The sequence below is a fragment of the Actinomadura napierensis genome (assembly GCF_039529375.1).
In the GTDB taxonomy this organism is placed as follows: Bacteria; Actinomycetota; Actinomycetes; order Streptosporangiales; family Streptosporangiaceae; genus Spirillospora; species Spirillospora napierensis.
Genome location: NZ_BAAAMR010000250.1, coordinates 1 through 2,184 on the forward strand (window position 1 = coordinate 1; position 2,184 = coordinate 2,184).

The following is a 2,184-nucleotide window of genomic DNA, read 5'->3' on the forward strand; positions in this document are numbered from 1 at the left end:
GGCGGCGGGGGCCGTCCCGAGCGCGACGACCGGCGCGACGGCGGCGTGGCCGCGGGGGCGAGGAGCGCCCGGCCGCGGCGCGGGAGCGCGATGTTCTTCGGCATCTCCTGGCCTCCTAGCTGCCGGACTTCGGGGTGAGCGCCAGGTCGGCGGTGTTGCCGGTCCCGGCGACGAGCGGGCTGAGCAGGCCGGTGATGGGGCCGCAGCCGGTCAGGTCCGCCAGGTCGTATCCGCCCTTGAGCGCGCCGCCCTTGGCCGGGTCGAACGTCCCGGCGGAGGCGAGCTTCAGGTCGGACGGGGCGGTGGTCTGGCACTGGTCGCCGCCGCCGATCGGGACGATGCCGAACGCGGTGAACGAGGACGCCTTCACGAGCACCTTGGTGTCCGTGCTGAGCGCGCCGCCGGTGTAGGTGCCGCTGGTGGGTCCCTGGTTCGCGAACGCCAGGTGCGCGGTGACCGGCAGGAAGCCGAACGCCTGGAGGGCCGCGTCGGCCGGGTCGAGCGCGAGGTCGCCGGTGACGGCGCCGGTGTCCGGCGCGACCTGCGTGTTGAGGGAGCCGGTCAGCGGCACGGTCCCGTTCGACGCCTTGATCGTGGTGGTGCCCTTGAGCGCGTAGGCGTGGCTCGACGGGCCGGCCGCGTCGGTGGTCACGGTGACGGGGTCGCTGGCGTCCGAGACGTTGCCCTTGCCGTCCTTGGCCTTGACCGTGAAGGTGTAGCTCGTCTTGGGGGTCAGGTTCGGGACGGTGGCGGTGGTGCCGGTGGAGCTCGCGACGACGGCGCCGTTGCTGTAGACGTCGTAGCCGGTGACCGTCCCGCCGGTTTCGGTGGACGCGCCCCAGCCGAGCGTCACGCTCGTCGAGGTGTGGGCGGTGACCGCCGGCGTTCCGGGCTTGGACGGCCCCTGCGCGCCCGGAAGCGTGATCTGGAAGCTCGCGAGGACGTTGTTCTGGCCCGGGTCCTGGATGCACTCGGACTGGAACGTGCCGAGGCCGGTGGGGCCGCCGTCGTCCGTGCGCGGGGTGAGGGTCAGCACGAGGTTCCCGACCGTCACCTTCCCGGGCCCGGCCTGGGTGAAGGTCAGGTCGGGGGACGTCCCCTTCCCGTGCACCGTGAATCCCCCGGACGCGGGAAGCGCGGTCTTGTCGAGCGCGGAGTCGACCTGGACGGGGAGGCCGTCCGGCTCCTCGGGGACGGTCAGGGTCGCGTCGGCGAGCGCGTTCCCCTCCAGGGTGACGGAGTACAGCGCGCCGAGGGCGCGGGCGGACTCGGCGTTCACCGCCGACACCGAGTCGATGACGAAGCCGTTCATCTGCTGTCCGACCTCGACCGAGGACGGGACGTCCGCGGTGAGGTCCACGTGCACGGGCTCGGGGCCGAGCAGCGGGAAGGTGCAGTGGTAGTCCAGCCCCAGCGTCACCTGATCGGCCGCCGCGGGACCGGCGCCCGCGACACCGGAGAGGCCGGCCACGGCCACGGCCGCCACGGCCGCGGTCAGGGCGGCTCCCGCCCTCCTAGCTCTGTTCCTGGTTCTCACTTGCCACCTCTCGGCGCTCCGCGCCCCTTGCGGGGAAGGCCCCCGCCGCACCTCCCGGTACGGCGGGGGCCGTCCTTCGTCGACCTTGCGTCCGTCGTCCCCGGTCAGGACTTCGGCGTCAGGTTCAGGTCGATGGTGTTGCCGTCACCGGCGGTGAACAGGTTGAGGATGCCGGTCAGCGGCCCGCAGTTGTCGATGGACGACAGCGAGTAGGTGCCGCTGATCTTGCCGCCGACACCCGGGTCGAAGAACTGGCCGTCGGCCGACTTCAGCGTGATGTCGGACGGCTTGGTCGTCTGGCACTGGTCGCCGCCGCCGATCGGGATGGCGCCGAACACGTTGAACGTCGACAGCTTGGTGGTCACCTTGGAGGTGGTGGTCAGCTGCCCGTCCTTGTAGAGGCCGGTCGTCTGGCCCTGGTTCACGAACGCGATGTCCGAGGTCACCGGCAGGAAGCCGAGGATCTGGAAGTTGCCCTTGGTCGGGTTCAGCTTCAGGTCCGCGGTGACGGCGCCGCTGTCCAGGTTCAGGTCCGCGCCCACGGAGCCGCTCAGCGGCGCCTTCCCGTTCGGCGCCTTCACGAAGGTCTCGCCGGCGAGCGTGAAGTCGTAGTGCTCGCCGCCGTTACCCGGAGGGGTGGGGGTGGG

1 protein-coding gene and 1 pseudogene are annotated in these 2,184 nt (G+C 72.0%); both read right to left on the reverse strand.

Annotated features, from left to right (window positions below):
• Nucleotides 1-115: 115 nt before the first annotated feature.
• Entirely contained in the window at nt 116-1,537 is a 1,422-nt protein-coding gene (locus ABD296_RS49215; protein WP_344285390.1) for a DUF6801 domain-containing protein, read from the reverse strand.
• A gap of 104 nt (nt 1,538-1,641) precedes the next feature.
• Nucleotides 1,642-2,184 (reverse strand): annotated as a pseudogene (locus ABD296_RS49220) (fibronectin type III domain-containing protein); the annotation flags it as partial.